Here is a 25,848-nt window from a genome sequence, read left to right on the forward strand (position 1 = left end):
TGCCGCCGCGCCGCTGCGGCCGCCGCAGGCGTCGTTCGATCCGAATCTTCAGGAGTTCGTTCTGGATTACGATGCGGTGCGGATGTCCGCCGATCCCGATGCGATGCTGCTCGCGTTTTTCCAGAGCACCTATGAGGCGGCCGCCAATGCCGGCAAATGGGACCGCGCCGCGCTGGAGCGGGCTTGACTTCTTTTGCCTGAGATTATATTCCTATTAAATACAGACCGCGATGTTTCATGAGCACCGCGGTTTGGCCCTGAGTGACGACGGTGGAGCGCCGGGAGGCGCAGCGCCTGTCGCATCAGGCGCGCGCGGCCCTCGCAAGGCTGCGCGGCGAACCCGATCGCAAGGGTTCGCCAAAGGTGCCTCGCAAGCACCTTGGCGCCTCCCGCCGCTCCACCGCCCGCTTGGCGGGATGAGCAGCTCGGACGCATTGATTTGCGCCGCGAGAGTAATTTCGTGCGCTTGCGCGAGAACGAGCGGAAAGACGCTACGCCGGAAACCGTCCGTCATCGGTCGCTGCAAGCGGCTTCTGTGTGATGGTCCATGTCAGCGGACCCGGCGCGCGATCTGAATCGGCCGAGAAATCCAGCGACAGGCGGCGGTCACGTGCAGTCATCAGGCCTTCGATCAATCCGCTCAGCGCGCGCAGGCACATCGGATGATAATCGGGAACGCCCGCGATCAGTCCCCATTGCCTCTGTGAGACCGTGATTCCGCCACGCGTCTGAGCGAGATCGGCCTCGTCGCCTTCGGCGCGCAGGAATTCGAGCAGGAAGGCGCCGAAGCCTTGCGGACCGGCGTCATGTGCTGCGGGGAAACTTGCGGCGATGTCGGGGTAGAACTGCATGCCGACGAGCTTGCCGGTCAGATACAACAAATGACCCGCATCGGAGGGGCTGAACTGGTTGACGATCACCGGCAGCGCGGAGCGGACATATTCCATCGCATAGTTGCGGTAGGCTTTTTCCAGCCGCGCGCGCGGCCATGTATCGGTCGTGAGCTTCGGCGCAGCAGCCGGATCGAACAGCGGGGCTTCGAGATGCCGCGCGAATACCAGCCGCTCATCGGGCCGAAGATCGCGGTCATATTCGTAGTAGAAACCTTCGAGCCCGTTCTGGCCGTCGACGGTCTGCTTGGTGCAGACAAAGCCCATGCGCGGATTGTTGAGTGAAACACCGTTATGGGCGTGCCAGCCGCGAAGCATCCCGGCGGACACTTCGCCCGGAATCGCGCAGATCGCGGTGCCACGCCAGACCCAGCGCGGCGGCGGATAGCGGATCCAAGCCTTGCGATCGGACTCGCGCATATACTCGACGTTCACGCCGCCGATCTGGTTGCTGAGATAATGATACTGCGCGGCGGCCACCGCATGCGGCGCCTTGCTCAGGCCGAACTTCTCGATGCCGGCAAGAAAGCGCTCGTGGTGCTGGCGCCGGAAAACGCGGAACACAAACGCCGCGGCGTCGGCGGTGCTGCGCCGTGTCACCAGCGACATGATCAGCCCGGTGAAATAGGCGTGGTAGAGATCGGCGACCGCGTGCCAGGCTCTGAAATCGGTGTCGTCTGCGCGGTCGCTCATCGCCCGTCCTCGATCAGGCCGGCGGCGGAACGGTGCTCTTCACGGAGTCTCGCTGCATCATTTTTTCATGGAACGAGTCGAGCTTCGGAAAGGTTTTGCGCCAGCCGCAATCGGGAAATCGGAAGTCGAGATAGCCGAGCACGCAGACGATGCCGATTTGCACGATGTCCAGCGGGCGGGTCAGCACGTCGGGATGCGCCTCGTAGCGCGCCAGACCATCCCATGCGCGCTTGAACTGATCGTCCGCCCATCCGGCCCAGAGCAATTCCTTCGGCCGCAGCATTCTCTCGTAGCGGCACAGCAGCAGCGCATCGAGCATGCCCTGTAGAATGGAATGGTCGGTCTTGACCTGCCACTTCGCGGGTCCCGATGCGGGGATCAGCTTCCCGCCGCCGAGTTCGTCGAGATACTCGGCGATCACGTAGGAATCCACGATGACCTGACCACTGTCGAGGATCAGCGCCGGAATCTTGCGCAGCGGACTGACGTTGCGTGCGTATTCTTCGTTCTCGGTGACCGGGATCGCCTTGATCGGAACGATAAACTCGATCCTGTCGAACAGCCCAAGCTCCATGGCGGCGATGCGGATCTTGCGTGCGAACGGCGATGCCGGCGAATAGGCAAGCTTCATGGAGCGTCCCTGAATCCGAGAAATGAGCAACGGCTCCGGCGCGCACGCCGGAGCCATGAACGTGTTGGCGATCAGGCCGCGACGATTTCCTGACGCTGCGCGCCGAGGCCATCGATGCCGAGGGTGACGACGTCGCCGACATTGAGGAATTTCTGCGGCTTCATGCCCATGCCGACGCCGGGCGGCGTGCCGGTGGTGATGATGTCGCCGGGATACAGCGTCATGATTTCAGAGACGTAGGACACGATCTTCGCCACACCGAAGATCATGGTTGCAGTCGAACCGGTCTGGCAGCGCGTGCCGTTGACATCGAGCCACATGCCGAGTTTCTGCGGGTCGGGGATTTCGTCGGCTGTCGCAATCCACGGGCCGACAGGGCCGAAGGTGTCGTGGGACTTGCCCTTGGTCCACTGTCCGCCGCGCTCGATCTGAAAGAACCGCTCCGAGACATCGTTGCAGACCGCATAGCCCGCGACGTGCTTCAGGGCGTCGGCTTCGGTGACATACTTTGCCTTGGTGCCGATGATGATCGCGAGTTCGACTTCCCAGTCGAGCTTGGTCGATCCGCGCGGCTTTTCGATATTGTCGTTCGGCCCGCAAAGGCTGGTGTTGGCCTTGATGAAAACGATCGGCTCGGACGGGATTGCCATGCCGGCTTCGGCGGCATGGTCGGCATAGTTGAGGCCGATGGCGACGAATTTGGTGATGCCTGTGACCGGAGAACCGAGGCGCGGATTGCCATCCACCAGCGGCAGCGACGCCGGATCGACAGCGGCGATCTTGGCAAGAGCGGCGGGCGAGAGCGCATCGCCATTGATATCCTTGACCAGAGCCGACAGGTCGCGAATGCGGCCCGAGCGGTCGAGCAATCCGGGCTTCTCCTGGCCCATGGCGCCATAACGAACCAATTTCATAGGCAGTTCCTCTTTGTTTTCGTCCGATAATTCATTCGTCGGATGTTTCATGCGACACGGCGCGGGGAAATTCAACCTTTAGAGGCGTTGTGCAGCGCCCTCATTTTCAGGGGCTCTCTGGGGCTGCAATCAGCCTGAAGGCATCGCCGTCGCGCACGATGTGTCCGGGGTCGTAGTGACCGCCGAATACCAGCGTGGGCGTGTCCGCAAAGCGCGAAAACAGCATTTTCCGGGCCTCAATGGACTGGATCGGATCGGAATCCGCCGTCGATGACCAGTCGAGGTGCGCCATCTGGCAGGGATGGTGGGCGACGTCGCCGGTCAGCAGCGCCTGCTGGCCGTCGGATGTGACGAGAACACTCATGTGGCCGGGGCTGTGTCCGGGGGTTGCGATCAGCGATACTTCGTCACCTATGCGGTGATCGCCGCCGATCAGATCGGCGCGTCCGGCATCGACGATCGGTTGCACCGAATCCTCGAACACCGCCTTGTGTTCGCCAGCAGGACTGTGCGCGGCCCAGTAATCGTATTCGGTCCTGCCGAACAGATAGCGGGCATTGGCAAACGTCGGCACCCACTTGCCGTCGACAAGCTTCGTATTCCAGCCGACATGATCGACATGAAGATGCGTGCAGAGAACCGTATCGATCGTCTCCGCCGGATAACCCGCAGCAGCGAAGTCATTCAGGAACGGCCTGTCGAGATTATTCCACACCGGTACGGATCGGCCCGTCTTGTTGTTGCCGATGCAGGTGTCGACAATGATTTTGTTCGTCGGCGTCTCCACGATCCACGACTGCACATTGAGCCTCAAGCGGCCTTCGGCGTTCGCATAATGCGGCACCAGCCATGGTAGCTTCCGGGCTTCTTCAGGTGTGGCCTGCGGAAGAATGAATCGCGTGCCGCCCGTCGCTCCGATTTCCACGACGTTGGTGATTTTGACGCGGCCCACGGTCCATTGCATCAAGCCTGCTCCCGGTCGCTTCGACGTATTGTTTTCACCCTCGGGTTTTCAACCCGAGGGTTTGTTCTGCGTTGATCGCGTGGGGCGCGCTTACATCGTGCCCGGATAGGCGCCGCCATCGAGCAGGATGTTCTGGCCGGTGATGAAGCCGGACTTGGCGCCGCACAGGAACGCGCAGGCAAGACCGAACTCCTCCGGATCGCCGAAGCGTCCGGCCGGGTTCTGCTTGGCGCGCTGCTTCAGCAGATCCTCGACGGAAATGCCTTGCGCATCCGCGGCCTTCTGCGCAATCGGCCCGCGAATGCGGTCGGTGTCGAACGGTCCCGGCAGCAGGCCGTTGATGGTGACATTGGCGATCACGGTCTTGCGCGCGATGCCGGCGACGAAACCGGTGAGACCGCTGCGCGCGCCGTTCGACAATCCCAGCACGTCGATCGGCGCCTTCACCGCGGCGGATGTGATATTGACGATGCGGCCGAACTTGCGCGCCATCATGCCGTCGACTGTCGCCTTGATCAGTTCGATCGGCGTCAGCATGTTGGCGTCGAGCGCCTTGATCCAGTCGTCGCGGGACCAGTCGCGAAAATCGCCCGGCGGCGGCCCGCCGGCGTTGTTGATCAGGATGTCCGGATCGGGACAAGCCTTCAGCGCGGCTTCGCGTCCGGCCGGTGTGGTGATGTCGCCGACGACTTCCGTCACCGTCACCTTGGGGCTGGCTTTGCGAATGTCCGCTGCGGTCCTGGCGAGGGCTTCCGCGCCGCGCGCCGTGATCGTGACATGCACGCCTTCATTCGCGAGCGCGATCGCGCAGGCGCGGCCCAGACCCTTGCTTGCTGCGCACACAATCGCGCGCCGTCCTGAAATTCCGAGATCCACTGGTTACTCCCGTTTTTGCTGGGTTTCTTGTCTCCGCCGCAAACCGGTCACGGAACTGTCGGCGGTATTGGGTAGATAAGCCGTCATGCCTGATCTATGCGGCGCGCGCAATCAAGAGGCGCGCATCTCTGCCTTGATCATGTCGGCGGCCTTCTCGCCGATCATGATGGTGGGGGCATTGGTATTGCCGCCGATCACTTCGGGCATGATCGATGCGTCCGCGATGCGCAGGCCCTCGATGCCGTAGACCTTGAGCCTTGGATCGACCACGGCCATCGGATCATTGACGCCCATCTTGCAGGTACCGACCGGGTGATAGACCGTGTCGGTCCGCGCACGCAAAGCCTCGCGAATCTGGTCGTCGGATTCCACGCCGGCGGTGAACGGATCGGATGTTTGAAGGGCTTTCAGCGCGGGCGCATCGAGCAGGCGCTTGGTTGTCTTGAAGCCTGCGACCATCGCCTCGAGATCGTCGGGATCGCCAAAGAAATTCGGGTCGATGGCGGGTGGCTGCATCGGATCGGCGCTTTGCAGCCAGACGCTGCCGCGGCTTTTCGGCCGCAGCAGGCAGACGTGGCAGGAAAAGCCGCTGCCGAAGAACGGCGTGCGGCCATGGTTGTTCACCACCGCCATGCAGAAGTGCAGTTGAATGTCCGGCAAATCCAGATCGGGCCGGGTTTTGAGAAACCCGCCGCATTCGGCGATGTTCGATGTCATCGGGCCGCGGCGCTCGCGGCGATACTGGAAGATCGATTTGATGATGCGTTTGATGCCCGGAAGCGTCAATCCGGTGAAGTTCGGATTGTCCGAGCGGAAGCCGAACACGAAGTCCGGGTGATCGTGCAGGTTCTTGCCGACGCCTGGCAAATGATGCACCGGCGCGATGCCGTGCCTGGCGAGTTCGGATTGATCGCCGACGCCGGACAGCATCAGCAGTTGCGGGGTCTGGAAAGCGCCGAGGCCGAGAACGATTTCGCGCCGCGCCTTGACCTGCCTCGTCTCCTTGCCCCGGCGATACGCGATGCCGGTCGCACGCTTGCCGTCGAACAGGATGCGCGTGGCATGCGCGCCGGTGATCACATGCAGGTTCTTGCGTGTATCCATGAACGGATGGATGTAGCCGCGCGCGGCACTCCAGCGTTCGCCGTTCTTCTGCGTGACCTGATAAACGCCGAGCCCTTCCTGTTCCTCGCCGTTGAAGTCCTCGTTAATCCGGAACTGTGCCTCGCGCGCGGCCTGCAGGTAGATGTCCTGAACCGGATTGTCGGTTTGCAGCTTGGTGACGCTGAGCGGGCCGCCCTTGCCGTGATAGAAGCCGTCCAGTTCGTTGTTGTCTTCGGACCGCTTGAAGTAGGGCAGCACGTCGGCATACGACCATCCCGTGTTGCCGAGCGAGGCCCAGCGATCGTAGTCGGCCTTGTGGCCACGGATGTAGCACATCGCGTTGATCGATGACGATCCGCCGAGGCCCTTGCCGCGCGGCTGGTAGCCTTTGCGGCCGTTGAGGCCGGGCTGCGGGACCGTTTCGAACGCCCAGTTGTTGACCGGGCCGGACACCATGAAAATCAGCGCGCCGGGCGTGGTCACGACCCAGTTGTCGTCCTTGCCGCCGGCTTCCAGCAGCGCGACCGAGACATTGGGGTCTTCCGACAGGCGGCTTGCCACCGCGCAGCCTCCCGAGCCCGCTCCCACAACCACGTAATCGAACGTGTCCGCCATGATCTTCCCCCTGACAGCATTGTTTACGCCGGCATTGATGCCGGTCGTCTTGATCTGAAAAGAATTTACGACATGAAACGCAGCAGCTTGATCAGGCGCGCGATCCTGCTGCCATAGGGCGGGTACAGGTCGGCGAGCCGGTTGAACGGTGAGCGATAGAACACCGGCTTCATCTTGCTCAACGTGCGGAAGCCCCATTCGCCGTGATAGGCGCCGGTGCCTGATGCGCCGACGCCGCCCATCGGCTGATTGGCCTGCACGAAATGAAACAGGCAATCATTGATGGTGACACCGCCGGAGACGGTGCGTGCGAGCACCTGATCCCGCGCGGCGTCGTCCTTGCCGAACCAGTACAGTGCCAGCGGACGATCATTGGCGTTGATATGAGCGATGGCTGCGTCGGTGGTATCACAGGCGAACACCGGCAGGATCGGCCCGAAGATTTCCTCCTGCATCACCTTCATGTCGGTTGTGGCGCCGCTGATGAAAGTTGGCGGGAATTTCCGTTGTGCTTTCCACGCCGGATTGTCTGCGCTCGCCGGCTGCACGATTTTGCCGCCCCGCGCGGCGGCGTCCTGAACAAGGCTTTCGAGCCGGGCGTAATGCTTGTCCGAAACGATCGAGGTGTAATCCTTGTTGTCGGGGCTGGTGCCGAACATCCGCGCGACCGCGCTGTTCGCCCTGGCGACGAACTCGTCCATGTTGCCTCGTGCGATCAGGACGTAATCCGGCGCGATGCAGGTTTGTCCGGCGTTCATCAGCTTGCCGTAGACGATCCGCTCGGCGGCTTCGTTGATGTCGGCGGACCGATCGATGATGGCCGGCGACTTGCCGCCGAGTTCGAGCGTCACCGGCGTCAGGTTGCGGCCCGCGGCCTCGGCGACCAATCGCCCGACGCGGGTCGAGCCGGTGAAGATCAGATGATCGAACGGCAGCGCCGCGAACCGCTCGGATATATCGCCGTCGATGCCGGTGACCGTCACCTCGGTATCGTCGAATTTTTCGGCGATCAGCTTCTGTAGCAGCGCGGAAAACCGCGGCACCAGTTCGCTCGGCTTGATCATCACGCGGTTGCCGGCGGCGATGGCCGCGACGGCAGGGGCGAGCGTGAGCTGCAATGGATAATTCCACGGCGCGATGATGCCGACCACGCCGAGCGGCTGCGGCAGCAGTTTGTTCTTCGCCGGGAAGTATTGCAGTTCGGTCACGACATGCTTCGGCGCCATCCACCGGCCGAGATTTTTGGTCGCGTGCTTGATCTCCGCGAGGACGAACAGCGTCTCGGCGATCAGGGTCTCCGTCCTGGAGCGATTGCCGAAATCTGCCGAGATCACCTCGTCGAATCGGGTTTCATTCTCCACCACAAGGGCGCGCAGCCGGGCGAGCCGGTCGCGGCGCTCTGCAAGGGAAGGTTCTGCCGCACGCGACAGCGCCACGGCGCGGCGGAACACATCCTCGATGGCGCCTGCGGCGGGATTCCTGACGGCCTGATTCATTGGTCTCCCCGGGTTTCCTCGTGGCCGGCTTTTGGATGCCATGCCTTATTTGGATTGACTGAAGGCTGATATGTCGCGGCCCTGTTGGCAAGCCCGCTTGGACCCAAGCCGCAGAAACGCCGTGGCATCAGTCCCTTGGACGGCCGTCATAAAATCGTGAAAAAGATCGCCCGCAGGCCTTTCCAAAGCGGGGTGTCGTTGGTACATACGCCTCGCACCACGGGCGTCTTGCCCTGGTAGCCTTCTCTCGCCTCCGGACGGGTTGGAACGACGCTTTTGGCGTTGAACTGTCGTCGGTCGTGTGAAGGTGCGCACCGGTTTATCGCGGGGTGGAGCAGCCCGGTAGCTCGTCAGGCTCATAACCTGAAGGTCATAGGTTCAAATCCTATCCCCGCAACCAAACAAAAAACCCTTCCAGATCAATGATCTGGAAGGGTTTTTCTTTGGCCGGTTACGGCAGCGGCCGCTATCCTGCGGATCCACCCGGCACGATCTTCTCGCCCAGTTTCATATCGACGACTTCGACCGTACGATCGATATCGGCATTGGGCATTCCAAGCTGATGCGAGATCAACTTCACCAAGAGATCGACCCGCTCAATGAAAGGCGCGCCGCTGGCCACCGCGCGTGCGGCTGACGACGGCTTGAGCAGGCTTTCCGCGGCCTTGGCGTATTTCTCGAACGGCACCTGATCTTCCGGGTCCGCGCCGAGCTTTCGCGCGACCGCATCGACATGGTTGTAGATCGACTTCGAGAGATTCAGATCGCCATGCACGGCCTCGCGGATCGGCTGGGGATCGTTGGGCGTGATGCAGCGATAGTTTCCGGTCAGCAGCATCGACCACTTCGCCAGCGGGACGAACAGCGAGTCGAACACCTTCAGCTTCACCGGAACGTCCTTGCCGTCGAGCGTCACCGCGTCGATATCGGCTTCGAGTTCGCGCAGCAGTTTGTTGTGCGCGTCATCTGCAAATGTCGCAGCCTTGAAATTTGTCGGCAGGCCGACATGAAGGACATTCGCCGGCTCCTCCGGCGGACGGAAGGCCTGCGGATCGGGCGAGCAGAGCGTCACCAGGCCCGGCTCAAACCGTTCCCAGACCTGCGCATTGGTGTAGGCCTCTTCGAGGTCCATGCTAGCCAGAGCGTCGATCCGCTTGAGATAGGGCAGCGGCGGCATGTTCATGATCGACAGACACGGCAGCTTCGCCGCGGCGATCTTGATCATCAGAACGCGGATCGTGTGGTTGGTGTACTGCGGCTCCTGCATGGCAAGAGCGACGAGATCATAACGCGACAGATCGACCTTGTCGGGCGAGGTGGCATCCAGTTTCCCGGGCAGGTCGCGCGAAAAGATCGAGCGGTGCGCCGGTTCGCCGCGAAGCTGGATGCGGACTTCGGTGCCGTCACGGTTGATGAGTTCTGCGGTGTTCTTGCGGCAAACCAGCGTCACATTGTGACCGGCCATCAGCAGCTTTGTTCCCAGCAGCGAGCCGTACGAGGCTCCAAGAATCAGAATGTTGCGCGCCATGCTTGCTCGTCCTCAAAATTACGCCGTCACGTCTCAACACAAACCGGGCTGAGAGTGTCTGTCACATCAGAAGTCCTGCCGGGGCAAAGAACGGCGCAGGCCAGATCCTTAACATCGCAGGGGAAATAGCCCTTCGGGTGGAAGGGCGACCGTATCTAACGCAAGTTGGTATACATAACAATCATATACCAGCCCGTTTTGGGCCTTTTGGGCAGGCTATTGGCCGCGAGGGCCGTGTGGATTGTCGTGCGCCTGCCTCAGGAAAAAGCCGCCCGATTGGGGCGGCTTTTATTTGGTCTTGTCAGTTGGTTTTGCCGAATTGCGGCTCATCCGGTTTGCTGAAGGCGTTTCCGCTTGGTCCATATCCCGTGATCTGGATGATCGCGCCTTCCTCGCGCGTGCCGTCCCAGTGCACCTTGCCGTTCGGATGCATCATGTAGGCGCCGGTCTTGAGCGGGATTGCCTTCTGCGGCTCGAACGCTTCGCCTGTGCCGGTGTACCAGGTGCCGGACAGCACCACGACATGCCGGTCTTCGGGATGCTTGTGCGGCTTGCTCATGATGCCCGGTGGCCACTTGATGCGCAGCACATAAATGCCGGGCTTCGAGGGATCGCCGAACAGTGTCGCCACCTCGACGCCGACACCGAACGGATTCTTGTACTGCTCTTCGCCCTGCTTGATTCGAATGAAGCCATCGGCATCTGTTTCGGCCTGCGCTGCCGGCTGAAACATCATCGCGACAGCGGCACATCCCGCGATCGTCAAAGCAGTTCTGATTTTTTTCATGGTGGTTCGCTCCCTTGCTTTTCTTGTTGTGAAGGGAGGCTAGCCCGGCCTTTCAGAACGGGCAATGGAGAGAGCCCTTTTTAAAACTCTTCAGGCGTATTCGCTTCGCTCACCAGGGCAGGCCGCAGAGGTCGATCGTGCCTTCGCGCAGCAGGCGCTTGATCTTGAAGACATAGGGCGCCATCGCCGTGAACGGCGCGCGTCCGCCGGGCTGCTCTGCGTACACGGTGCCGTTGAAAGTCTGCCAGCCGAGTTTTTCGTAAAATGCAGTGTTGTGCGGTTCGCAGAACAGCATTCCGAAGTCGGTGGCACGTTCCTCGGTCAGGGTGTGGATCGCCGCATTGATGGCGAGCGTCGCGTAGCCGCGACCGCGGCGATCCTCGCGCGTCGCCACGCCGCCGATTCCGCCGATGATGACCTTGCGGCCGTTCCAGGTGCCGGTGCGGCGATAAATCCCGGCATGGCAGACGACATCGCCGTCCAGTTCGATCATCACCCGCAGGTCGGCATGGGCGAAGACGATGTGGCCCCACGGTGCTGCTTTCACGACCTCCGGCGGCCAGACCGCCGACAACAGCGGCTTGACCGCGGGCCACGCCGTATTACCGGTCGCGATATCGATTTCGATGCTCATCCGATCGCCTTGTCCTTGGGGCGCGCACATCAGCCTTGTTCTTTGCGCAGATGTAAAATGCCGATTCCGATGCGACTATGAACGCCATATCGGGAGAATTTTCTACAATGCAGGCCTCTCAGCTCAGCTCCTACCAGAAGTGGTCGATCCTGATCGGCGCATCCGTCATGTTGAGCCTGTCGATGGGTATGCGGCAGAGCTTCGGGCTTTTCCAGCCCTCGATCCTGCATGATACCCAGATCACCAGCGCCGATTTCTCGCTGGCCACCGCGATCCAGAACATCATGTGGGGCATCACCCAGCCCTTCGTCGGCATGTTCGCCGACCGCTACGGCTCCCGTTACGTGATGCTCATCGGTGTCCTTGTCTACATTCTCGGCCTCGTCACCATGATCTTCGCGACCACGGCGCTGGCCTTCACGTTCGGCTGTGGCATCTGCGTCGGCATCGCGCTGTCGTGCACGGCGTCGAGCATGAGCATGACCGTCTCGGCGCGGGCGGTGTCCGCGGCCAAGCGCAGCGTCACCATGGGCGCGATTTCCGCCGCCGGTTCGATCGGTCTGGTGATCGCCTCGCCATTGGCCCAGACCCTGATTTCGACATCCGGCTGGCAGATCGCTCTGGTCGGTTTCATCGGTCTGGCCTGTGTCATGCTTCCGTCAGCCTTCAGCGCGGGCAAGGCCGACAAGATCGAGATCGACAAGGCGGACGATGTGAACCAGTCGCTTGGCGCGGTGGTCCAGTCGGCGCTCGGACATTCCGGCTACGTCATCATGGCGCTCGCGTTCTTCGTGTGCGGGCTGCAGCTTGTCTTCATCACGACACATCTGCCGAATTATCTTGCGATCTGCGGCCTTGATCCGTCGCTCGGCGCAACGGCGCTGGCGCTGGTCGGGCTGTTCAATGTGTTCGGGTCCTACGCGTTCGGCTGGCTGGGAGGACGTTATCCCAAGCAACTGCTGCTCGGCGGCATTTACATTGTGCGTTCGCTTGCGATCGCGGTGTATTTCCTCCTTCCCGCCACGCCGACATCGACGCTGATTTTCGCGGCGGTGATGGGCTCGCTCTGGCTCGGGGTTGTGCCGCTGGTGAACGGTCTCGTCGCGCAATTGTTCGGACTGCGCTACATGGCGACCCTGACCGGTATCGCCTTCCTCAGCCATCAGGTGGGATCGTTTATCGGCGCCTGGGGCAGCGGCCTGATTTTCGATCGTCTCGGCAGCTATGATCTGGCCTGGAAGGGCGCGGTTATCATCGGCCTGATCGCGGGGTCGTTCCAGATGCTGATGAATGTGCGGCCGCCGAAGGCCAAGAACGAACTGGCCGGAGCGCTGCCCGAGGCTGCTTGAGAAGGCCGCTTAAGAGACTGTCCGAATAAGGCGATTTGTAAAAACGATGGTCCGGCACTACCCGCTCTGCGGGGCGATCCGGCCATCATCGCGATTCAGTGCGGCAACCCTGTTTCCCTCTCCGGGAAACCTTCTATAGTGCGCCGCGTTGACACCTCGTCACCCACAATTTCCGGAAGTTGACCCATGACCTTCACGCTCGCGAATTTGCCTTACGCTCATGATGCGCTCCAGCCGTACATGTCGAAGGAGACGCTCGAATATCATCACGACAAGCATCACCAGGCTTACGTGACCAACCTCAACAATCTGATCAAGGGCACCGAGTTTGAGGGCAAGTCCCTTGAAGACATCGTGAAGGGCTCGTTCGGCAAGAACGCGCCGATCTTCAACAACGCCGGCCAGGACTATAACCACAACCATTTCTGGAACTGGATGAAGCCCAACGGCGGTGGCGACAAGCTTCCCGGCAAGCTCGCCAAGAAGATCGACGAGGATCTCGGCGGTCTTGAGAAGTTCAAGACCGACTTCATCGCGGCCGGTGTCGGCCAGTTCGGCTCGGGCTGGGCGTGGCTTTCGGTGAAGAACGGCAAGCTCGAAATTTCCAAGACGCTGAACGGCGAAAGCCCGCTGGTCCATGGCGCGACGCCGATCCTCGGCGTCGACGTGTGGGAGCATTCCTACTACATCGATTACCGCAATCGCCGCCCTGACTATCTCAAGGCGTTCGTCGATCACCTCGTGAACTGGGAATACGTCGAGTCCCTGTTCGAGAAGGCCTAAGCGGCGCATTAAACTCAAGGGGCCGCAATTTGCGGCCCCTTTTTTAGAACGACATTCAGGCGAACCTGAATTCCCATGAACTATGTTCTTGTCTTTGTCGGCGGTGGTCTGGGCGCGTCGCTTCGCCATGCGGTCAATGTCGGCTGCGCCCGTGCATGCGGCCTCAATTTTCCCTACGGCACATTCGTGATCAACATCACCGGCTCGCTGGTGATGGGGCTCATCGCCGGTTATCTCGCCTTCAAGGGTGAGGCATCGCAGCCGTGGCGGCTGTTCGTCATGACCGGGATTCTCGGTGGCTACACCACGTTTTCGGCATTCTCGCTCGATGCGGTGACGCTGTATGAGCGCGGCGAAATGGGACTGGCCCTGTTCTACGTGGTCGGATCGGTGGTGCTGTCGATTGCGGGACTCATCGGCGGTCTCGCGCTGGTCCGGCATTTCGCCTGAGCGAAAGTTCTTCTTGTCCAAACTCCCGAAAACCGAACCTGCCGACGACGAAGAGGGCGCTGAAACCGTCTCGCGCAGCAAGCGCAAACCGTTCGGCTGGTCGACGTTCATCATCGCTGCGCTTGTGGTGATCAGCGCCGCGCTGGTGTGGCGGCGCGACGGCCTCGACGGCGTCTGGACCATCCTTTCCCACGATGTCTCGCTGTTCGGCGAGATCATGCCGCGCGTCCTCGCCGGCTGCCTGCTCGGCGGGTTGATCGCCGCCGTGCTGCCGCACGACAAGGTATCGAAATCGCTCGGGCCTGAATCCGGCCTGAAGGGTTTGCTGATCGGGACGGCGTTCGGCGCGATCCTGCCCGGCGGACCGTTCACCGCCTATCCTGTCGCCAGCGCCTTGCTCGCAGTCGGTGCGGATTTCGGTGCGACCATCGCCATGGTGGTGAGCTGGACGCTGATCGGCTACGGCCGCGCGGTGGCGTGGGAAATGCCGATCATGGGCGCGGACTTCACGCTCTGGCGCATCGTGATCTCGCTGCCGATGCCGATCCTCGCCGGCGCGCTCGGGCGCTTCGTCTATGTCCGCGTGCGGCACAGGTTCAAGCTGTGACCGCGCTGATCATCGACATCCTGCTGTGGGGCTCGCTGGTCGGCGTGAGCGTCATTGCGTGGCGGCAGGACAAGACCGTGCTGGGCTCGGCGCTCCGCAACGGCGGGATGGATTTCATCAACATTGTGCCGCGCATTGCGCTCGGCGTGATCGGGTCAGGATTCATTGCCGCGATCATCCCGTCGGAAGCGATCGTCGGGGGGCTGGGGCCGGACACCGGATGGCTTGGCGTCGCCACCGCGGTGGTTGCCGGTGCAGCGACGCCGGGAGGGCCGGTGGTCGGCTTTTCGATCGGGGCGGTTGCGCTCAAGAGCGGCGGCGGAACCCCACAGGTGGTCGCCTATGTCGTTGCCTGGGCCCTGTTTGCGTTCCAGCGGGTGATCTTGTGGGAAATCCCCTTCATGCCGGCCCGGTTTGTCTGGTTCCGGTGCGTGGTGTCGATCCCGTTCCCGTTCCTGGCTGCCGCCATCGTGATGGTGGTTGGTAAGCCTTGAAGCCGTAACGGCCCTGTGGAGGTCCAGAAGGCTTGCGGGCCTGTGGACGCGGGTTATGTTATAATATAACATTTCTGAGCAATTTGAGGGGTCCAGCGCCTCTCAGCCTCACTGGACCTGGAAAGCGGACCTCATGGCCCATTCGCACGGGCATTCCCACCCTCACCACCATTCACACGGTTCTCATCCGCACAGCCATGGCCCGGCATCGCCGCATCCGGCCCAGCCGGTCCATTGGTCGATCCTGCGGATGACGCTGGCGGCACGACTGACAGCCGCCGTGGCGATCAGTGCCGGCTTGTGGGCCGTGGTGCTGCTGGCGATGAGGTGAGCATGTCGGCGCAACTGACATTCCGCGACGTCACGCTGGGCTATGACCGGCATCCGGCTGTGCATCATCTGAGCGGCGAGGTCGCCGCCGGTGCGCTGGTGGCGGTGGTCGGGCCAAATGGCGCCGGCAAGTCCACGCTGTTTCGGGGCATTGTCGGCATTCTCAAGCCGCTGGCAGGGGTCATCGGCCTCGGCAGCCTGAACCCGCGCGACATCGCCTATCTGCCCCAAACCGCCGACATCGATCGCAGTTTCCCGATCTCGGTCTACGATTTCGTTGGCGCGGGCCTCTGGCGCCGCAAGGGCATTTTCGGCGGGCTCGGCAAGCACGAGCAGCATCGAATCCGCGAGGCGTTGGCAGCGGTGGGATTGAGCGGCTTCGAGAACCGTCCGATCGGAACACTGTCCGGCGGGCAGATGCAGCGCATGCTGTTTGCCCGAGTGCTGTTGCAGGACGCGCGCGTGATCGTGCTGGATGAGCCGTTCAACGCCATCGATGCGAAAACCTCCGCCGACCTGATTGCGCTGGTGCGGCGCTGGCACACCGAGAAACGCACCGTCCTGGCGGCATTGCACGATATGGAACTGGTGCGCGCGAATTTCCCCGAAACACTGTTGCTGGCGCGCTCACCCGTGGCGTGGGGCGCGACGCCGGATGTACTGACGGCCGAAAATCTTCTGGCCGCGCGTCACATGTGCGAAGCGTTCGATGATGCGGCTGTGCCGTGCGCCGAGCACGCACCGTCGCAGGCGGCGTGAGTTTGTCATGATCTATGACGCGCTGATCGCGCCTTTCATCGAATTCGAGTTCATGCGCCGCGCGCTGGCCGGCGTGATTGCGCTGTCGCTCGGCGGCGCGCCGATCGGCGTGTTCCTGATGCTGCGGCGGATGAGCCTTGTCGGCGACGCCATGGCACACGCGATCCTGCCTGGCGCGGCGGTCGGCTTTCTGCTGTCGGGTCTCAACCTGTTCGCGATGACATTCGGTGGCCTGATTGCTGGCTTTACGGTTGCGCTTCTGTCGGGCCTTGTCGCGCGCAGCACCGAACTGAAGGAGGACGCCTCGCTGGCAGCGTTCTATCTGGTGTCGCTGGCGCTCGGCGTCACCATCGTTTCGGTCAAGGGCACGAATATTGATCTGCTGCATGTGCTGTTCGGCAACATTCTGGCGATGGACGACCAGACGCTGCTGGTGATCGCGTTCAACGCCACCATCACGCTGCTTGTGCTGGCGGTGATCTATCGCCCGCTGGTGATCGAGTGCGTCGATCCGGTGTTCCTGCGCACCGTGAGCCGTGCAGGCGCGCCCGCACATCTGGCGTTTCTGGCGCTCGTCGTCATCAATCTGGTCAACGGCTTTCACGCGCTGGGCACGCTCCTTGCGGTCGGCTTGATGATTTTGCCCGCGGGCATCGCGCGGTTCTGGTCACGCGATATCACCGGCATGATTGGCATTGCGGTCGCAAGCGCGGCGCTGTCGGGTTTTGCGGGGTTGCTGGTGTCGTTCCACACCAAGGTGCCGTCGGGACCGGCGATCATCCTCGTCTGTGCTGGTCTCTATGTCGTGTCGGTCCTGTTCGGGAGCGTCAGCGGTCTGGTGCGGCAGCTCTTTCCGGGCCGCCATCTCGAAGCGTGAGGAGAGACTGTGCTTCGATTTGTATCCATCTTTGTTGTTGCTCTGGTCGCGCTCGTAGGTCCCGCCTCTGCGAATGCTGATGCCGCACGCCTGAACATCGTCGCGACATTTTCGATCCTTGGCGACTTAGCAAAAAATGTCGGCGGCGAGCGCGTGAACGTGACGACGCTGGTTGGACCCAACAGCGATACTCACGTCTATACGCCGACACCGTCGGACGCGAAAAAGATCACCGACGCCAAGCTGGTGATCGTCAATGGCCTCGGCCTCGAAGGCTGGCTGCCGCGTCTGGTCAAATCGTCAGGCAGCAAGGCCGCGACCGTTGTCGCCACCAAAGGCATCGCCACACGCAAGATCGAGGATGGCCACAGCCATGATCCTTCCGATGCCGACCCGCATGCCTGGCAATCGGTGGTCAACGCAAAAACCTACGTCACCAACATCCGCGATGCGCTGATCGCCGCGGACCCGGCGGGAGCGGAGGCCTACAAGGCCAATGCCGCTTCGTATCTCTCAAAGCTCGATGCGCTGGATCGTGATGTCCGGGAAGCGGTGGCAAAAATTCCACCCGAGCGGCGCAGCGTGATCTCGACCCATGATGCCTTCGGCTATTTTGCCGCCGCCTACGGGATCAAATTCATCGCCCCGCAGGGCGTCTCGACCGAATCCGAGCCCAGCGCCCGCGACATTGCAGCCATCATTTCCCAGATCAAAAAGCAGAAAATTCCGGCTGTTTTTCTGGAAAATGTCAGCGATCCTCGCCTGATGCGGCGGATCGCCGCCGAGACCGGGGCCAATATCGGCGGAACGCTCTATTCGGACAGTTTGACCGACGAAAAGGGCCCGGCCCCCACTTACATTGATATGGTCCGGCACAATATAAAGGCCCTGACGAGCGCGCTTTCGAGCTAGGGCAGGGGCCACCCCGCCGCCGGGCGTGTTCCTGATTTGCCTGGAGATTCCATGTCTGAAGCCGCTGCCAACAAGATCCCCGTGACCGTTCTCACCGGCTACCTCGGTGCGGGCAAAACCACGCTGCTGAATCGCATCCTGTCCGAGAACCACGGCAAGAAATACGCCGTGATCGTCAACGAATTCGGCGAGATCGGCATCGACAACGATCTGATCGTCGGCGCGGACGAGGAAGTGTTCGAGATGAACAACGGGTGCGTCTGCTGCACGGTGCGCGGCGACCTCGTGCGTATCATCGACGGCCTGATGAAGCGCAAGGGCAAGTTCGACGCTATCATTCTGGAAACCACCGGTCTCGCCGACCCGGCGCCGGTGGCGCAGACCTTCTTCGTCGATGAAGACGTGCGCGAGAAGACCATGCTTGATGCCGTGGTGACGGTGGCCGACGCCAAGTGGCTGAGCGACCGCCTCAAGGATGCGCCGGAAGCCAAGAACCAGATCGCGTTTGCCGACGTCATCGTGCTGAACAAGACCGATCTTGTGACCAAGCCGGAACTGGCCGAAGTCGAGGCCCGGATCCGTGCGATCAATCCCTATGCGACGCTGCACCGGACCGAACGTGCACAGGTGAAACTGTCGGATGTGCTGGAACGCGGCGCGTTCGATCTGGACCGGATCCTCGAGATCGAACCGGAATTCCTGGACGACGGCGGTCACGACCACGATCATCATCACCATGATCATGATGGCCACGACCATCATCACGACCATGGTCATTCCCACGGCGGCATGAAGCACTATCACGACGAGGACATGCAGTCGCTGTCGCTGCGGACCGACAAGCTGATCGACCCGACCAAGTTCATGCCGTGGCTGCAGGAACTGGTCGCCAAGGATGGCGAGAAGATCTTGCGCTCCAAAGGCATTCTCTCGTTCAAGGGTGATGACGACCGATATGTGTTCCAAGGCGTCCACATGATGCTGGAGGGTGACCATCAGCGGAAATGGCGCAATGACGAGAAGCGTGAAAGCCGTCTGGTGTTCATCGGCCGCGAATTGCCCGAGCAGGCGATCCGCGACGGCTTCGCGAAAACCATCGCGTGATGAAAGACTTCAATCCGGCCCCGGAAACGGCCTCCATCGTTTCCGTCACTGATCGCGTCACCAACGTGAAGCTCGATGCGCCTGCGACTGCCGTGCATTTTCTCGGCGACGTCGCAGCGTTTGTCGGCGCGGAAGAGAGCGTCACCTTCGCGGGCAGCGACGGCGAGGCAACGCCGGTCGCAGTGCACGGCGGCGGCATCCTGTGCTCGGCCTCAGACGGCAAGCGCATCGTCATGGGCGGCGATGACGGCAAGCTGATCTCTCTCGATGCCAAGTCGAACATCGTGACGCTCGCCACCGATCCCAAGCGCCGCTGGATCGACAATGTCGCGCTGCATTCCGATGGCGCAGTGGCGTGGTCGGCAGGAAAGACGGCTTATGTGAAAGCGCCGAAGGGCGACGAGAAGTCGCTCGACGTGCCATCGACCGTCGGCGGGCTGGCCTTCGCGCCGAAGGGCGTCCGGCTTGCGATCGCACATTACAACGGCGTGACGCTGTGGTTTCCCAACATGGGCGCGAAGCCCGAATTTCTGGAATGGAAGGGCTCGCATCTCGGCGTCACTTTCAGCGCCGACAACCGCTTTCTTGTCACCTCGATGCATGAAGCGGCGCTGCACGGCTGGCGGCTGGCGGATTCGCGCCATATGCGGATGACCGGATATCCGGCGCGGGTGCGTTCGATGTCATGGAGCGCCGGCGGAAAATTCCTCGCCACCTCCGGCTCGGATAGTGTGATCCTGTGGCCGTTCGCCAGCAAGGACGGCCCGATGGGCAAGGAGCCGGGAATGTTGGCGCCGCTGCAGGCCAAGGCGACGGTGGTTGCATGCCATCCCAAGGACGATATTTTCGCAGTCGGCTACAGCGACGGTACCATCCTGATGGTGCGCATCGAGGACGGCGCGGAAATCCTGGTGCGCAGGAATGCGGGCGAGCCGGTGGCCGCGCTGGCATGGAATGCAAAGGGATCGCTGCTGGCCTTTGCCAGCGAAGACGGCGACGCTGGACTGCTCACGCTGTAGTGAGTAAGCAATCGTCATGCGGTTCCTGACGACATTCCAGGTTTTTGATTTTCTCGACACTCTCGTCAGCCTGACGGCGGCGTTCGTGCTCGGCACCCTGATCGGCGCCGAGCGTCAGTACCGTCTGCGCACAGCGGGACTGCGCACCAATGTGCTGGTCGCGGTGAGCGCGGCGGCTTTTGTCGATCTCGCCATGCAGCTCGCCGATGCCGACGGGGCCGTGCGCGTGATTGCCTATGTGGTGTCGGGGATCGGCTTTCTCGGTGCCGGCGTGATCATGAAAGAAGGCATGAATGTCCGCGGCCTGAACACGGCTGCAACATTATGGGGCTCGGCGGCGGTCGGGTGCTGCGCGGGGGCTGATATGCTGGCGCAGGCGGTGACGCTCACGGCCTTCGTGCTGGCGGGCAACACGCTGCTGCGGCCGCTCGTCAACGCCATCAACCGCAGCCCGCTGGACGAGCGTGCGTCGGAAGCGACATACGAAATCAGGCTCACGGTGGATACTGAATCGATGGACGCGGTGCGTGACCTTCTGGTCGAGAGACTGGAGGCGGCAAATTATCCGGTCAGCGACGTCAATGTGATCGAGCGCGCGGAAGATGTCGTGGAGATGGTCGCCACCCTGGTGAGTACTGCGGTGGACGCAAAGGAACTCGATGCGGTCACGGCCGATCTTGCGCGGCGGCCGGGCGTTCGTCACGCGACATGGGACGTCAGCACCAAGGACTGATTACGTGCGTCTGCCGGGTTCCTTTTTTTCAATCACAATTCATTGAGTGCGACATCGCGCACGCGGGCATATCCCGGAACCATCGTTGTGACCATCCGTTGGCTCTTGCAATGGCAATCAACGGGTGCCGAGATGACTCCTGATCACAAGCGGGCCAATCGAACCGATCTCATCCTGTCCGCGATCCTGATCGCCGCCGGTCTGACGCTGTCCGGAATTTCGCTGATGCAACTGGCATCACGCGGCGAGATTCATCTGGCGCAAACAACGCAGCCGACGGAATCTCAGCCTTTGGTTCCGGCCGGAAAAAGTGATGGCCCGGCGGAATCGATGCCGGGCGGCACAAGGCCGACAACGCCTGCGCCAGAACCAGCGCGGCCGAATGCCGACGCACAAAAGGCGGGCGCGAAACCCGCGCTGCCGCCCGCCCCTGCGGAAAAGACCGGTGAGCCGATCAAGAACTAGTTTATCGCGCCGGAAACTTTTTGCCGCTTTTTGAGCCTCGCCAGCGCTTGGATCCGCAGCCATACTTGTGCCGCGACAAATGTGACGCACAGATATGGGGCATCAAAGATGAAAATCGATGACGTCAGGCGCACGGCCTATGCCATGCCGCTCACCAATCCTTCGTTTCCGCCCGGGCCCTATCGTTTCTTCAATCGCGAGTTTTTTGTCATCACCTATCGTACCGATCCCGAGGCGTTGCGGGCAGTCGTGCCCGAGCCGCTCGAGGTGACTGGCGATCTGGTGAAGTATGAATTCATCCGCATGCCCGACTCCACCGGCTTCGGCGACTACACCGAAACAGGTCAGGTGATTCCGGTTCGCTTCAAGGGCGAAGAGGGCGCCTACGTCCATTCGATGTATCTCGACGATGATGCGCCGATCGCGGGCGGACGCGAACTATGGGGATTTCCCAAGAAGCTCGCGTCACCAAAGCTCGTGGTGGAGACCGATGTCCTCGTCGGTACGCTGCACTACGGTTCTGTACTCTGCGCCAGCGCGACCATGGGCTACAAGCACCGCGCGTTTGACCACGATACTTTGGTGAAGGGGCTGGCAGCGCCGAACTTCATGCTGAAGATCATTCCGCATGTGGACGGGACACCACGCATCTGCGAGCTGGTCCGCTATTATCTGGAAGATGTGACGCTGAAGGAGGCCTGGACCGGCCCGGGAGCGCTGGGCCTGTTTCCCCATGCACTCGCCGATGTCGCGCGCCTGCCGGTGCGGGAGGTGGTCTCCGCGCTTCACTACAAGACCGATCTGACGCTGGGGCTCGGTACGGTCGCGTTCGACTATCTGGCGAAGTAAAGGCGAGATGCGACGCTCAAGAACAAATGGCCGGGGCAAGCCCGGCCATTGCAACATTCCAGATCCGTCAGGTGTTCACCGGACCAGAACGTTCTTGAACTGCCAGGGATCGCTGGTGTCGATGTCTTCCGGAAAGAGACCCGGCCGATCCGTCAGCGGCGTCCAGTCGGTGTAGTAACCCTTCACCGGGCCGAGATACGGCATCTGGATTTCCAGCAGGCGGTCGAAATCCATCTCGTCGGCTTCGACGATGCCTTCGTTCGGGTTTTCCAGCGCCCACACCATGCCGCCGAGTACGGCGGAGGTCACCTGGAGGCCGGTGGCGTTCTGATAGGGTGCGAGTTTGCGCGTCTCCTCGATGGAGAGCTGCGAGCCATACCAGTAGGCATTGTTGTCGTGGCCGAACAGCAGCACGCCGAGTTCGTCGATGCCGTCGACGATCTCGTTTTCATCAAGGATGTGATGCTTCTCCTGCATCTTCGCCGCGCGGCCAAACATTTCGTGCAGCGAGAGCACAGCGTCATCGGCGGGATGATAGGCATAGTGGCAGGTCGGCCGATACATGACCGTGCCCGATGCGTCGCGCACCGTGAAGTAGTCGGAGATCGAGATCGACTCGTTATGGGTGACGAGGAAGCCGTATTGCGCGCCGCGGGTCGGGCACCAGGTGCGCACGCGCGTGTTGGCGCCGGGCTGCATCAGATAAATCGCCGCGCCGCAGCCGGCTTCGTGGGTGTGTGCGTTTTCCGGCATCCACTTTTCATGGGTGCCCCAGCCGAGTTCGGAGGGCTGCACGCCTTCCGACAGGAAGCCTTCCACCGACCATGTGTTGACGAACACATCCGGCTCCTTCGGCTTCTTCGAGCGCTGGGTGTCGCGTTCGGCGATGTGGATGCCCTTGATGCCGGCCTGGCGCATCAGGTCCGCCCATTCAGCCTTGGTCTTCGGCTTCGGGGCATTGAGCTTGAGGTCGGAGGCGACGTTCAGCAGCGCCTGCTTGACGAAAAAAGAGACCATGCCGGGATTGGCGCCGCAGCAGGAGACGGCCGTGGTCGAGCCTGGCGGACGAGCCCGCTTGGCGGCCAGCGTGTTCTCGCGCAGGGCGTAGTTGGAGCGCGCTTCCGGGCCCTTCGATGCGTCGAAGTAGAAGCCCAGCCAAGGCTCATTGACGGTGTCGATGTAGAGCGCGCCGAGCTCGTTGCAGAGCTCCATGATATCGGTGGAGCCGGTATCGACCGAGAGATTGACGCAGAAACCCTGGCCGCCGCCTTCGGTGAGCAGCGGGGTCAGCAGTTCGCGGTAATTGTCTTTGGTCACGGCCTGCTGGATGAAGCGCACATTGTGCTTTTCGCAATGCGCCTTGCGGCCTTCATCCTTGGGATCGATCACCGTGATGCGCGACTTGTCGTAGTCGAGATGCCGTTCGATCATCGGCAGCGTGCCTTTGCCGATCGAGCCGAAGCCGACCATGACGATGGGGCCGGTGATGCGCGCGTAAACGGGGAATTTGCTCAAAATCAGAACTCCGGGTCACAGGGAAATGCTGCCGCGCAGAAGAACTACGGCAACTCAGGCGTGGCGGCAACGGTGCTTTGCCGCCGGGATTTTCATAAAGGTGTCTTATGACGCCGTGTTATCGGGGCTGCTGAACCCTGAGCACGGTCAGCGAGCGCCAACGCCCCCCGGGTGTCTGGAACTCGATGGTCTGTCCCACCGACAGGCCGATGAGGGCGGCACCGATCGGGGTCAGAATCGAAATCCTGCCAGCATCGACGTCGGCAGCCTCGGGATAGACCAGCGTCACCGCTCGCTCCTGCAGGCTGATGTCATCCCGGAAGGTCACCTCTGAATCCATCGTGACAAGACCGGGCAGCAATCGCGCGTCTGGCAGGATTTCTGCGCGCTCGATTTCCCGTGCGAGGAATTCGGTGGTCTGCGGATATTTCTCGGACGCGGCCTCGGCAATGTTGCGAAGCCGATTGGCGTCGCACATGCGCAAGGAAATCGGGGGCAGTTCGGGCTGCAAGTGGCTCACCATGGTATTCTCCTTCAAGCTGCTGTTGGACCGGGCCGGTCGGGATCGTTGCCGCCGCCGCGCGCGGCGAATTTCATGGCGCGGTGTTGCTGCAGCGAAACGACGCCGGCCGGCGGGTCGAGATTTTCGACTGTGACGATGTGACGAACACCGTCGATTCCCACGTAGGGCATGCTCGATCCGGCATGCAGACCGATCAGCGCCGCGCCCAGCGGCGACAGCACCGAGACATGCAGGTGGCTGCTGCGGAATTTCGCAGGCAGAACCAGCATACGGCTATCCAGCGGCATTCCTTGGTCGGCGCGAAACGTGACCCAGTCGTCGAGACGCACGCAGCGCAACGGCGCCGTGTCGTGAACGTCCGCGCGGTTCAGTTCCGAAACCAGAAAACTGCTCACCGGGTGGCGCTCCTCGAGTGCCCGAACCGCGATCTGTCTCAGAAGATAAAAGTCCTCCGACGCGATGCTGATCGGAGGAACAGGTGCCGACATCATGACGTGCCTCACAATGAAATCGCGCGGCACGGATGTGCCGAGCGATGCCCGTGACCAAAATTCTATGAATGGGGAAGTGCGAACGATAAACGACCCGGGACGGCGCTGACGCGCGTCCGCCCGGGTCACCTTCGGGTTTGAAGGCGACCTGCGTGAAGCAGCAATCGGTTGTTACAAACGTTCGACATGATGGTCTTAAGCTATGGCGTGCGGCAGGAAAGTCAACGCACCAACTGCGACATGTTGGCTCGCATGCAAGCCAACATGTCATGCGCCGTATCGATTATCAGCTACGGCGCTTCGCGGTGACCTCGATCTCAACCTTCATTTCCGGCTTGTAGAGCGCGGAGACCGCAACGATCGTCGCGGCTGGACGGATGTCGCCGAGCGTTTCGCCGCACACGGCGAACACCGCGTCGAAATCCTTGGCGTCGGTGACGTAGTAGGTCGCACGCACGAGATCGGCCATCTCGAAGCCGCCTTCCTTCAGCGCGATGCCGATGGTCTTGAAGCAGTTGCGGGTCTGCTCGGCCACGTCTTCGGGCAGGACCTTTGTCACAGGGTCATAGCCTGTGGTGCCGGCGACGAAACACATGTCGCCCTCGACCACGGCGCGGCTGTAGCCGGCGATCTTCTCGAAGGGCGATCCGGATGAAATCAGGCGGCGGGACATCGGCAGTTTCCTTGTAACAGCAAAATTGCGGGGCTTATTTCAGGCCCCGCAATGCCGGGTCTTTGCGCTCAAATCAAGCGGCCTGGATGAGAAGCTTTCGCGCCTTGCCGTTCACACGCGGCGCAGGGCGGCGCAGCTTGTCGCCGGTGGCGACAATCATGCCGAAGGCGTCGTCCAGTGCGCCTTGGCGCAGTTCGACGGCGAGCAACCGCTCGCGCTCGAACGGGCCGGGCAGCGCAAGCTCGCCGGTCTTGTCGGCCGAAAAGCCAAAGCGGGCGTAGTAGGCCGCGTCGCCGCGCAGGATCACCGCGCCATGGCCGCGCGCCTTGGCGGCAGCCAGTGCATGCTCCATCAGCGCCGCGCCGACGCCGAGCGAGCGGCACGGCGCATCCACGGCCAGCGGGCCGAGCACGAGCGCCGGGATGCCCCCGGCGCTGACGTGCCACAACCGCACGGTGCCGACCACACGGCCCTCACGCACCGCCGTGAAGGCGAGGCCTTCGGCGGGCGCGCGTCCGTCGCGCAGGCGCTGGCAGGTGCGGGCAAACCGGCCTTCGCCGAAGCTCGCATCCAGCAGCGCTTCACGCGCAACGACGTCCGAGGCTCGTTCCGCACGGATCGCGAACGGAGCGGCTTCGAGGGTGAGGGCAGTGGTCTTTTTCCAAACAGCAGTCATGGCACGTCAGTCCCCACTCCAGACGGCAAGGCAGCCGCGGAGCGTTGTCAGCAAAATAGCGATGTGACGGGATGGGAGCCGGCGGACCGGCTCCCGTTTTCTCGAAA

Annotated in this window: 30 protein-coding genes and 1 tRNA gene (1 of these 31 running past the window's edge); 16 read left to right on the forward strand and 15 right to left on the reverse strand. The window is 62.0% G+C overall.

Going from position 1 to position 25,848, the window contains the following annotated elements; all coding sequences use genetic code 11:
- On the forward strand, window positions 1–187 hold the final stretch of the coding sequence (locus HMPREF9695_RS00740) for a DUF5996 family protein (RefSeq protein ID WP_041710959.1). The gene continues 737 nt to the left of window position 1, outside the view; 187 of the gene's 924 nt are visible here — the last part of the coding sequence; its start codon lies beyond the left edge, outside the window; it ends in the stop codon at window positions 185–187.
- 304 nt (window positions 188–491) lie between these two features.
- Here HMPREF9695_RS00740 and HMPREF9695_RS00745 read toward each other — a convergent pair whose 3' ends face one another.
- From HMPREF9695_RS00745 to HMPREF9695_RS00775, 7 genes are all read right to left on the reverse strand, one after another.
- Window positions 492–1,583, reverse strand: coding sequence for a hypothetical protein (locus HMPREF9695_RS00745; RefSeq protein ID WP_006018838.1), 1,092 nt, complete (start codon window positions 1,581–1,583; stop codon window positions 492–494).
- A gap of 13 nt (window positions 1,584–1,596) precedes the next feature.
- On the reverse strand, window positions 1,597–2,214 hold the full coding sequence (locus tag HMPREF9695_RS00750; RefSeq protein ID WP_006018839.1) for a glutathione S-transferase family protein: 618 nt from the start codon (window positions 2,212–2,214) through the stop codon (window positions 1,597–1,599).
- 71 nt (window positions 2,215–2,285) lie between these two features.
- Window positions 2,286–3,128 carry a fumarylacetoacetate hydrolase family protein gene (locus tag HMPREF9695_RS00755; RefSeq protein ID WP_006018840.1) on the reverse strand — a complete coding sequence of 281 codons (843 nt, stop codon included), beginning with the start codon at window positions 3,126–3,128 and terminating at the stop codon, window positions 2,286–2,288.
- A gap of 106 nt (window positions 3,129–3,234) precedes the next feature.
- Complete coding sequence (locus HMPREF9695_RS00760; protein ID WP_006018841.1) at window positions 3,235–4,092, reverse strand: MBL fold metallo-hydrolase; 858 nt, start codon at window positions 4,090–4,092, stop codon at window positions 3,235–3,237.
- Between the two features lie 90 nt (window positions 4,093–4,182).
- On the reverse strand, window positions 4,183–4,968 hold the full coding sequence (locus HMPREF9695_RS00765; RefSeq protein ID WP_006018842.1) for an SDR family oxidoreductase: 786 nt from the start codon (window positions 4,966–4,968) through the stop codon (window positions 4,183–4,185).
- Between the two features lie 111 nt (window positions 4,969–5,079).
- Window positions 5,080–6,687, reverse strand: coding sequence for a GMC family oxidoreductase (locus HMPREF9695_RS00770; protein ID WP_006018843.1), 1,608 nt, complete (start codon window positions 6,685–6,687; stop codon window positions 5,080–5,082).
- 65 nt (window positions 6,688–6,752) lie between these two features.
- Window positions 6,753–8,183: a coniferyl aldehyde dehydrogenase gene (locus HMPREF9695_RS00775; protein ID WP_006018844.1), complete on the reverse strand. Its 1,431-nt coding sequence runs from the start codon at window positions 8,181–8,183 to the stop codon at window positions 6,753–6,755.
- A gap of 323 nt (window positions 8,184–8,506) precedes the next feature.
- Here HMPREF9695_RS00775 and HMPREF9695_RS00780 point away from each other — a divergent pair.
- Window positions 8,507–8,583 (forward strand) — tRNA-Met (locus tag HMPREF9695_RS00780).
- A 66-nt stretch (window positions 8,584–8,649) separates the two neighbouring features.
- Here HMPREF9695_RS00780 and HMPREF9695_RS00785 read toward each other — a convergent pair.
- From HMPREF9695_RS00785 to HMPREF9695_RS00795, 3 genes are all read right to left on the reverse strand, one after another.
- Complete coding sequence (locus tag HMPREF9695_RS00785) at window positions 8,650–9,711, reverse strand: ketopantoate reductase family protein (RefSeq protein ID WP_006018845.1); 1,062 nt, start codon at window positions 9,709–9,711, stop codon at window positions 8,650–8,652.
- Window positions 9,712–10,012: 301 nt separating this feature from the next.
- Window positions 10,013–10,498 carry a cupin domain-containing protein gene (locus HMPREF9695_RS00790; RefSeq protein ID WP_006018846.1) on the reverse strand — a complete coding sequence of 162 codons (486 nt, stop codon included), beginning with the start codon at window positions 10,496–10,498 and terminating at the stop codon, window positions 10,013–10,015.
- 109 nt (window positions 10,499–10,607) lie between these two features.
- Window positions 10,608–11,132 carry a GNAT family N-acetyltransferase gene (locus HMPREF9695_RS00795; RefSeq protein ID WP_006018847.1) on the reverse strand — a complete coding sequence of 175 codons (525 nt, stop codon included), beginning with the start codon at window positions 11,130–11,132 and terminating at the stop codon, window positions 10,608–10,610.
- A gap of 107 nt (window positions 11,133–11,239) precedes the next feature.
- Between HMPREF9695_RS00795 and HMPREF9695_RS00800 the strand changes: the two genes are divergently transcribed.
- The 14 genes from HMPREF9695_RS00800 to HMPREF9695_RS00860 all read left to right on the forward strand — a co-directional run bounded on the left by HMPREF9695_RS00800 (window position 11,240) and on the right by HMPREF9695_RS00860 (window position 21,863).
- Entirely contained in the window at window positions 11,240–12,481 is a 1,242-nt protein-coding gene (locus HMPREF9695_RS00800; RefSeq protein ID WP_006018848.1) for an MFS transporter, read from the forward strand.
- A 186-nt stretch (window positions 12,482–12,667) separates the two neighbouring features.
- On the forward strand, window positions 12,668–13,264 hold the full coding sequence (locus HMPREF9695_RS00805) for a superoxide dismutase (protein ID WP_006018849.1): 597 nt from the start codon (window positions 12,668–12,670) through the stop codon (window positions 13,262–13,264).
- Between the two features lie 75 nt (window positions 13,265–13,339).
- Window positions 13,340–13,714, forward strand: a complete 375-nt coding sequence (crcB, locus tag HMPREF9695_RS00810) for a fluoride efflux transporter CrcB (RefSeq protein WP_006018850.1) — start codon at window positions 13,340–13,342, stop codon at window positions 13,712–13,714.
- Window positions 13,715–13,727: 13 nt separating this feature from the next.
- Window positions 13,728–14,321 (forward strand): permease, encoded by a 594-nt coding sequence (locus HMPREF9695_RS00815; RefSeq protein WP_006018852.1) that lies wholly within the window; start codon window positions 13,728–13,730, stop codon window positions 14,319–14,321.
- Complete coding sequence (locus HMPREF9695_RS00820) at window positions 14,318–14,815, forward strand: hypothetical protein (protein ID WP_006018853.1); 498 nt, start codon at window positions 14,318–14,320, stop codon at window positions 14,813–14,815. The genes HMPREF9695_RS00815 and HMPREF9695_RS00820 overlap by 4 nt, the downstream gene beginning before the upstream one ends.
- 133 nt (window positions 14,816–14,948) lie before the next feature.
- Window positions 14,949–15,146, forward strand: coding sequence for a hypothetical protein (locus HMPREF9695_RS25380; protein WP_083875139.1), 198 nt, complete (start codon window positions 14,949–14,951; stop codon window positions 15,144–15,146).
- 2 nt (window positions 15,147–15,148) lie between these two features.
- Window positions 15,149–15,904 carry a metal ABC transporter ATP-binding protein gene (locus HMPREF9695_RS00825; RefSeq protein WP_006018854.1) on the forward strand — a complete coding sequence of 252 codons (756 nt, stop codon included), beginning with the start codon at window positions 15,149–15,151 and terminating at the stop codon, window positions 15,902–15,904.
- A gap of 7 nt (window positions 15,905–15,911) precedes the next feature.
- A complete protein-coding gene (locus tag HMPREF9695_RS00830) occupies window positions 15,912–16,781 on the forward strand; it encodes a metal ABC transporter permease (RefSeq protein WP_006018855.1) in 870 nt (289 codons plus the stop codon).
- 9 nt (window positions 16,782–16,790) lie between these two features.
- Window positions 16,791–17,693, forward strand: a complete 903-nt coding sequence (locus tag HMPREF9695_RS00835; RefSeq protein WP_006018856.1) for a metal ABC transporter substrate-binding protein — start codon at window positions 16,791–16,793, stop codon at window positions 17,691–17,693.
- A 51-nt stretch (window positions 17,694–17,744) separates the two neighbouring features.
- Entirely contained in the window at window positions 17,745–18,797 is a 1,053-nt protein-coding gene (locus HMPREF9695_RS00840) for a CobW family GTP-binding protein (protein ID WP_006018857.1), read from the forward strand.
- On the forward strand, window positions 18,797–19,816 hold the full coding sequence (locus HMPREF9695_RS00845) for a WD40 repeat domain-containing protein (protein ID WP_006018858.1): 1,020 nt from the start codon (window positions 18,797–18,799) through the stop codon (window positions 19,814–19,816). Before HMPREF9695_RS00840 ends, HMPREF9695_RS00845 begins: the two co-directional genes overlap by 1 nt.
- A gap of 16 nt (window positions 19,817–19,832) precedes the next feature.
- Window positions 19,833–20,549: an MgtC/SapB family protein gene (locus tag HMPREF9695_RS00850; protein WP_006018859.1), complete on the forward strand. Its 717-nt coding sequence runs from the start codon at window positions 19,833–19,835 to the stop codon at window positions 20,547–20,549.
- 132 nt (window positions 20,550–20,681) lie between these two features.
- Window positions 20,682–21,014 carry a hypothetical protein gene (locus HMPREF9695_RS00855; protein ID WP_006018860.1) on the forward strand — a complete coding sequence of 111 codons (333 nt, stop codon included), beginning with the start codon at window positions 20,682–20,684 and terminating at the stop codon, window positions 21,012–21,014.
- A 108-nt stretch (window positions 21,015–21,122) separates the two neighbouring features.
- On the forward strand, window positions 21,123–21,863 hold the full coding sequence (locus HMPREF9695_RS00860) for an acetoacetate decarboxylase (RefSeq protein ID WP_006018861.1): 741 nt from the start codon (window positions 21,123–21,125) through the stop codon (window positions 21,861–21,863).
- 75 nt (window positions 21,864–21,938) lie between these two features.
- On the opposite strand, the gene HMPREF9695_RS00865 is transcribed toward HMPREF9695_RS00860, so the two are convergent.
- From HMPREF9695_RS00865 to HMPREF9695_RS00885, 5 genes are all read right to left on the reverse strand, one after another.
- Window positions 21,939–23,333: a homospermidine synthase gene (locus HMPREF9695_RS00865; RefSeq protein WP_051054983.1), complete on the reverse strand. Its 1,395-nt coding sequence runs from the start codon at window positions 23,331–23,333 to the stop codon at window positions 21,939–21,941.
- A gap of 163 nt (window positions 23,334–23,496) precedes the next feature.
- Window positions 23,497–23,901, reverse strand: coding sequence for a nucleoside diphosphate kinase regulator (gene rnk / locus HMPREF9695_RS00870; protein ID WP_006018863.1), 405 nt, complete (start codon window positions 23,899–23,901; stop codon window positions 23,497–23,499).
- Between the two features lie 11 nt (window positions 23,902–23,912).
- Window positions 23,913–24,389: a GreA/GreB family elongation factor gene (locus tag HMPREF9695_RS00875; RefSeq protein WP_245258689.1), complete on the reverse strand. Its 477-nt coding sequence runs from the start codon at window positions 24,387–24,389 to the stop codon at window positions 23,913–23,915.
- 289 nt (window positions 24,390–24,678) lie between these two features.
- On the reverse strand, window positions 24,679–25,065 hold the full coding sequence (locus HMPREF9695_RS00880; RefSeq protein ID WP_006018865.1) for a RidA family protein: 387 nt from the start codon (window positions 25,063–25,065) through the stop codon (window positions 24,679–24,681).
- A gap of 73 nt (window positions 25,066–25,138) precedes the next feature.
- Window positions 25,139–25,741: a GNAT family N-acetyltransferase gene (locus HMPREF9695_RS00885; protein WP_006018866.1), complete on the reverse strand. Its 603-nt coding sequence runs from the start codon at window positions 25,739–25,741 to the stop codon at window positions 25,139–25,141.
- Between the last annotated feature and the right edge of the window lie 107 nt (window positions 25,742–25,848).

The sequence above is a fragment of the Afipia broomeae ATCC 49717 genome (assembly GCF_000314675.2).
Classification (GTDB): Bacteria; Pseudomonadota; Alphaproteobacteria; order Rhizobiales; family Xanthobacteraceae; genus Afipia; species Afipia broomeae.

Coding starts and splice junctions, on each gene's coding strand:
- HMPREF9695_RS25380 (WP_083875139.1), top strand. CDS start 14,949: ATGGCCCATTCGCACGGGCATTCCCACCCTCACCACCATTCACACGGT.
- HMPREF9695_RS00790 (WP_006018846.1), bottom strand. CDS start 10,498: ATGAAAAAAATCAGAACTGCTTTGACGATCGCGGGATGTGCCGCTGTC.
- HMPREF9695_RS00840 (WP_006018857.1), top strand. CDS start 17,745: ATGTCTGAAGCCGCTGCCAACAAGATCCCCGTGACCGTTCTCACCGGC.
- HMPREF9695_RS00745 (WP_006018838.1), bottom strand. CDS start 1,583: ATGAGCGACCGCGCAGACGACACCGATTTCAGAGCCTGGCACGCGGTC.
- HMPREF9695_RS00770 (WP_006018843.1), bottom strand. CDS start 6,687: ATGGCGGACACGTTCGATTACGTGGTTGTGGGAGCGGGCTCGGGAGGC.
- HMPREF9695_RS00755 (WP_006018840.1), bottom strand. CDS start 3,128: ATGAAATTGGTTCGTTATGGCGCCATGGGCCAGGAGAAGCCCGGATTG.
- HMPREF9695_RS00760 (WP_006018841.1), bottom strand. CDS start 4,092: ATGCAATGGACCGTGGGCCGCGTCAAAATCACCAACGTCGTGGAAATC.
- HMPREF9695_RS00850 (WP_006018859.1), top strand. CDS start 19,833: ATGCGGTTCCTGACGACATTCCAGGTTTTTGATTTTCTCGACACTCTC.
- crcB (WP_006018850.1), top strand. CDS start 13,340: ATGAACTATGTTCTTGTCTTTGTCGGCGGTGGTCTGGGCGCGTCGCTT.
- HMPREF9695_RS00845 (WP_006018858.1), top strand. CDS start 18,797: ATGAAAGACTTCAATCCGGCCCCGGAAACGGCCTCCATCGTTTCCGTC.
- HMPREF9695_RS00795 (WP_006018847.1), bottom strand. CDS start 11,132: ATGAGCATCGAAATCGATATCGCGACCGGTAATACGGCGTGGCCCGCG.
- HMPREF9695_RS00785 (WP_006018845.1), bottom strand. CDS start 9,711: ATGGCGCGCAACATTCTGATTCTTGGAGCCTCGTACGGCTCGCTGCTG.
- HMPREF9695_RS00855 (WP_006018860.1), top strand. CDS start 20,682: ATGACTCCTGATCACAAGCGGGCCAATCGAACCGATCTCATCCTGTCC.
- HMPREF9695_RS00865 (WP_051054983.1), bottom strand. CDS start 23,333: ATGGTCGGCTTCGGCTCGATCGGCAAAGGCACGCTGCCGATGATCGAA.
- HMPREF9695_RS00860 (WP_006018861.1), top strand. CDS start 21,123: ATGAAAATCGATGACGTCAGGCGCACGGCCTATGCCATGCCGCTCACC.
- HMPREF9695_RS00885 (WP_006018866.1), bottom strand. CDS start 25,741: ATGACTGCTGTTTGGAAAAAGACCACTGCCCTCACCCTCGAAGCCGCT.
- HMPREF9695_RS00880 (WP_006018865.1), bottom strand. CDS start 25,065: ATGTCCCGCCGCCTGATTTCATCCGGATCGCCCTTCGAGAAGATCGCC.
- HMPREF9695_RS00825 (WP_006018854.1), top strand. CDS start 15,149: ATGTCGGCGCAACTGACATTCCGCGACGTCACGCTGGGCTATGACCGG.
- HMPREF9695_RS00875 (WP_245258689.1), bottom strand. CDS start 24,389: ATGTCGGCACCTGTTCCTCCGATCAGCATCGCGTCGGAGGACTTTTAT.
- HMPREF9695_RS00750 (WP_006018839.1), bottom strand. CDS start 2,214: ATGAAGCTTGCCTATTCGCCGGCATCGCCGTTCGCACGCAAGATCCGC.
- rnk (WP_006018863.1), bottom strand. CDS start 23,901: ATGGTGAGCCACTTGCAGCCCGAACTGCCCCCGATTTCCTTGCGCATG.
- HMPREF9695_RS00775 (WP_006018844.1), bottom strand. CDS start 8,183: ATGAATCAGGCCGTCAGGAATCCCGCCGCAGGCGCCATCGAGGATGTG.
- HMPREF9695_RS00800 (WP_006018848.1), top strand. CDS start 11,240: ATGCAGGCCTCTCAGCTCAGCTCCTACCAGAAGTGGTCGATCCTGATC.
- HMPREF9695_RS00830 (WP_006018855.1), top strand. CDS start 15,912: ATGATCTATGACGCGCTGATCGCGCCTTTCATCGAATTCGAGTTCATG.
- HMPREF9695_RS00805 (WP_006018849.1), top strand. CDS start 12,668: ATGACCTTCACGCTCGCGAATTTGCCTTACGCTCATGATGCGCTCCAG.